Raw genomic sequence first — 4,477 nt, 5'->3', positions numbered from 1 at the left:
TGGCCACGGCCAGCGAGGTCAGGTCTTCGGCGGATTCGACGAGGATGGCGCGATCTGCACCCAGTGCCAGCGCGGTACGCAGCTGTTCCTGAGCCGTGGTCGGGCCGATGGAGACGACGACGATCTCAGTTGCCACGCCCTTCTCTTTCAGGCGTACGGCTTCTTCCACAGCGATCTCGCAGAAGGGGTTCATCGACATCTTGACGTTGGCGAGGTCAACGCCGGAGTTGTCCGCCTTGACGCGAACTTTAACGTTGTAATCGACAACGCGTTTGATACAAGCCAGCACCTTCATGGTTGCTCCTTTGAGGACGGCCCCGCGCAACCGGGCCGTCCACGTCTGCGATTGAGAAAAACCGTTAAACCGTGGCCGGTTCGACCGGCAATATCAGTTGATCGGGCACGGCATGTGCGCTATTGCGTGCCACCAGGTAATACACCAACGCGGGCAGCGTCAGACCGATGATCCAGGAAATATCCGTGCCCCCCAGCGACGCCACCAGCGGCCCGGTGTAAAAACTGGTGGCGATAAACGGCAGCTGAATCAGCACCCCAAAGGCGTATACCAGAATACCGCGCAGGTTCCAGCGCCCGTATCGGCCATTCGGGTTAGACAGCGCCGGCACGTCATAGCGCTCTTTGCTGATCAGGTAGAAGTCCACCAGATTGATGGCGCTCCACGGTGTGAAAAACGCCAGCAGGAACAGGATGAATGCCGAGAAATCCTTGAGGAATGAATGCTGCCCGAGCAACGCCAGCGTGGTGGCAAACCCCACCATCAGCAGGATGTACACCAGACGCAGGGTTTTGGAGATCCGGTGATTGCCACGGAACCCGCTGACGATGGTCGCCAGCGACATGAAACTGCCGTAGGCATTGAGGGTGGTGATCGTCACCTTGCCAAACACCACACAGAAATACAGCAGCGCAGCCATAGCCCCGCTCGCCCCCAGCCCCACGATGTACGACACCTCATGCCCGGCAAACCGGTCACCGGCCAATGCAGCCACAAACACGCCAAACACCATCGAGATCTGCGACCCCACCACCGAGCCCAGCCCCACCGCGAGGAAGGTTTTGAGCGACGAGGTGGTAGACGGCAGATAGCGCGAGTAATCGGCCACATACGGCCCGAACGCAATCTGCCAGGACGCCGAAAGCGAGATGGCCAATAAAAAGCTGCTTAGCGAAAAGTGTTTATTGCTCAACAACAGGCCCACATCGTTTTGCGACAGCAAGGTGTAGAACAGGTAGAAAAACGCCAGCACCCCAACCACGCTGGCCACGCGGCCAATCATGTGAATCGTGCGGTAGCCCAGGATGGTCAGCAGGACAATCAGGGCCGCAAAAATCAGGATGCCCCACGAATCGCTCACGCCGACCAATTGCCCCACCGCCTGCCCCGCCAGCACCGAGCCGCTGGCCGAAAACCCCACGTACATCAGGCACACCAGCACAATCGGGATCACGGCCCCGTACACCCCGAATTGCACACGACTGGAGATCATTTGCGGCAACCCCAGCTTCGGGCCCTGAGCGGCGTGCAGTGCCATGATGACGCCGCCCAGCACTTGCCCGATCAGCAAACCGATCAGCGACCAAAACACATCACCGCCCAAGACCACGGCCAGGGCGCCCGTGACGATGGCCGTGACTTGCAGGTTCGCCCCGAACCACAGGGTGAACTGACTGAACAACCGCCCGTGTCGCTCGGACTCGGGGATGTAATCAATAGAGCGCTGTTCGACCAGCGAGGCCCGCGGTGAATCTTCGTTGTGCGTGGACATAAGCAGTTCCTTGGGGCTGTCACCGTCGGTGCGCCCATTGTTTTTGGAATGACTTTTCCGATCCTTGACCTGACCTTCACCGCATCCTTGCAACCCTGGGCAGGTGCCTGCGCACCTGCCACGTGCGCGTTACGGGCGGGCGTCGAGCAACGCCCGGGAAATGATGATTTTCTGCACTTCAGAAGTGCCTTCGAAAATCCGCAAGATCCGCGCATCGCGCACGTAACGCTCCAACGGCAAGTCACGGCTGTAGCCGTACCCGCCGTGCAATTGCAGCGCAGCATCGGTGATAAACCCGGCGCACTCCGCCGCCACCAGTTTGGCCGTCGCAGAATCAAGGCTGAAACGCTCGCCGCTGTCACGCCGGGCAGCGGCTTTCATGGTCAGCAGGCGGGCACTTTCGAGCTGCGCATACATGTCCGCCAGGCGCCATTGCGTACCTTGATACGCCGCCAGGGGTTTAGGCCCTATTTGACGCTCACGCACCCAGTTCAAACTGGCGTGCAACGCTGCGCTGGCGATCCCCAGCGACATGGCCGCCACCTCCACCCGCCCACGATCCAGCACCGCCATGGCCGTGTTGAAACCCTGCCCCTCGACACCCAGCAGCGCAGTCTCTGGCAACCAGCAATCGAGCGCCAACTCATAGATCGTGCTGCCGCGCAGACCCATGGTTTTCTCCGGGCTGGAGAAACTGATCCCGGCCGTGCCCTTGGGCACCCTGAATGCACTGATGCCTTTGTGCCCGGCCTCCGCGTCGGTTTTCACGTACAGCACAATGAAGTCGGCTTCCTTGGCATTGGTGATGTAGTGCTTGCTGCCGCGTACACGCCAGCCACCGTCTTCGCGCACGGCACGGCTGCGCATGTCGGCCGGGTTGGAACCGGCGGCCGGCTCGGTCAGGGCGAATGCGCCCAACCACTCCCCGCTGGCCGCCCGGGGCAACCACTCCTGCTTTTGCTGTTCCGTGGCGCCCAGCAGAATCGAATCGGTGGCCAAAAAGTGCGCCGTCATGGCCGAGGCCGTCGAGGCACAGGCACCCGCGACCGCTTCCACCACGCGGCTCATCGCCAGGCTGCCGATGCCCAGGCCGCCGTAGGCTTCTGGCAGGTTAATGCCCATAAAGCCCAAGTCACCCAACGCCTTGATGCTGGCCAGACAAAAACTTTCGCTCTCGTCGTAGTGCTGCGCCAAGGGCTGAATCACTTCGCGGGCGACCTGTTCAGCACTCTCAACCACCGCCAGTTCTTCTGCATTCATGTTGAAATTCACGGGTTCACTCCTGTTTTACTCAAACCAAAAATGGCGTTGTCAGCCCCCAAGCGCGGGGCTGCAGTGAGGGCGTGGGGTTTGCGACCGTTGAAGAACACCGGTTGCGGCACACAAGGCACTGCCGCGCCGGGTGGCTGGAACTGCAACTGACGCACGCGGGCATGCTCGCTGCTGGCGGCTTCAGCCAAATCCCACACCGGCGAGGACGGCACCCCTGCCTCCAGCAAGCCGTCACACAGGTGCTCGACGCTGTGTTGCGCGGTCCATGCCTCAATGGCAGCCCGCAGTTGCGGTTCGTGCCGGGTACGACTGGCGTCGTCGATAAAGCGCGGGTCGATTGCCAGCTCAGGCTGGCCCATGCACTGGCACAGGCGCTCAAACAGCCGGTTGCTGGCGACCGCAATCACTACCAACCCGTCGGCAGCCCGGTAGGTGTCAAACGGGGTGGACACCGGATGTCGGTTCCCCACCAGCCCCGGTGCCACACCGTTGGCATACAGGTTGGACAAACCGGTCATTTGCAGACTGAACAACACGTCGAACATGGCCACATCGATGTATTGCGCGCCCGGCGCATGGCGCTCGCGGGCAAACAAAGCCGAACTGATGGCCCAGGCGGCGTAGACCCCGGCACACAAGTCCCCGATGGACTCGCCGCTGCGGGTAGGCCCCGTGGCTGCAAATCCGGTGACACTCATCAAGCCCGACATGGCCTGGGCCACAATGTCGTAGGCCGGGCGACCCGACAGGGGGCCGTCCTGCCCGAAACCGGAAATACTGGCGTAGATCAGTCGCGGGTTGTGCTGCTTCAGGGTATCGAAATCAATGCCCAGACGCCGGGTGACGCCGGGGCGGAAGTTCTCCACCAGCACATCGGCGTCGGCCACCAGTTCGTAAAAGCGTTGACGGTCCGACGGGTCTTTGAAATCAATCTCGACGCTGCGCTTGCCGCGATTGATGAGGTCGAAGTACACGCTTTCGCCCGCAAGAAAAGGCCCCAGATGCCGTGCGTCATCGCCCTCTTGCGGCACCTCGAACTTAATGACATCAGCCCCCAGGTCCGCCAGCATCGCGGTGCAATGCGGGCCCGCCAGTACGCGGCTGATGTCCAGCACGCGCACGCCTTGCAGTTGTTGAGTAAACGGACTGTTGCTCATGGTTGTTGCCTCACAGGGTCGTCAGGTCAGCCATTGACGCAGGCAGGCGTACACCGTGCAGCCTGTGTGGCCCACGTACGCGCTATCCCGACCTTCGTCAGCGACTATCAGGTGTGGGGGCGGCTCAGCCGTTGATCATCGGCAGGTTCAGGCCCTGTTCGTTGGCGCAGTCGATGGCGATTTCATACCCGGCGTCGGCATGGCGCATCACGCCGGTGGCCGGGTCGTTGTGCAGCACGCGGGCGATGCGTTCGGCCGCTT

5 protein-coding genes are annotated in these 4,477 nt (G+C 61.6%); all 5 read right to left on the bottom strand.

Annotated features, from left to right (window positions below):
* Positions 1-295, bottom strand: a 295-nt coding sequence (locus TU74_RS22730) for an electron transfer flavoprotein subunit beta/FixA family protein (RefSeq protein WP_048377730.1), incomplete at its 3' end; no start/stop codon positions are given.
* Positions 296-359: 64 nt separating this feature from the next.
* Complete coding sequence (locus tag TU74_RS22725) at positions 360-1,787, bottom strand: purine-cytosine permease family protein (protein WP_047291234.1); 1,428 nt, start codon at positions 1,785-1,787, stop codon at positions 360-362.
* A 129-nt stretch (positions 1,788-1,916) separates the two neighbouring features.
* Positions 1,917-3,059: an acyl-CoA dehydrogenase family protein gene (locus tag TU74_RS22720; protein ID WP_048377729.1), complete on the bottom strand. Its 1,143-nt coding sequence runs from the start codon at positions 3,057-3,059 to the stop codon at positions 1,917-1,919.
* A complete protein-coding gene (locus tag TU74_RS22715) occupies positions 3,056-4,216 on the bottom strand; it encodes a CaiB/BaiF CoA transferase family protein (protein WP_048377728.1) in 1,161 nt (386 codons plus the stop codon). Before TU74_RS22715 ends, TU74_RS22720 begins: the two co-directional genes overlap by 4 nt.
* Before the next feature lie 124 nt (positions 4,217-4,340).
* The coding region (locus tag TU74_RS24360) for a hypothetical protein (RefSeq protein WP_157315206.1) at positions 4,341-4,477 on the bottom strand (137 nt) is incomplete at its 5' end.

It is taken from the genome of Pseudomonas lundensis (assembly GCF_001042985.1).
GTDB classification, from domain to species: domain Bacteria; phylum Pseudomonadota; class Gammaproteobacteria; order Pseudomonadales; family Pseudomonadaceae; genus Aquipseudomonas; species Aquipseudomonas lundensis.
Note: the sequence above shows the minus strand (reverse complement) of the source record. Positions and strands in the feature narration are given on the sequence as shown.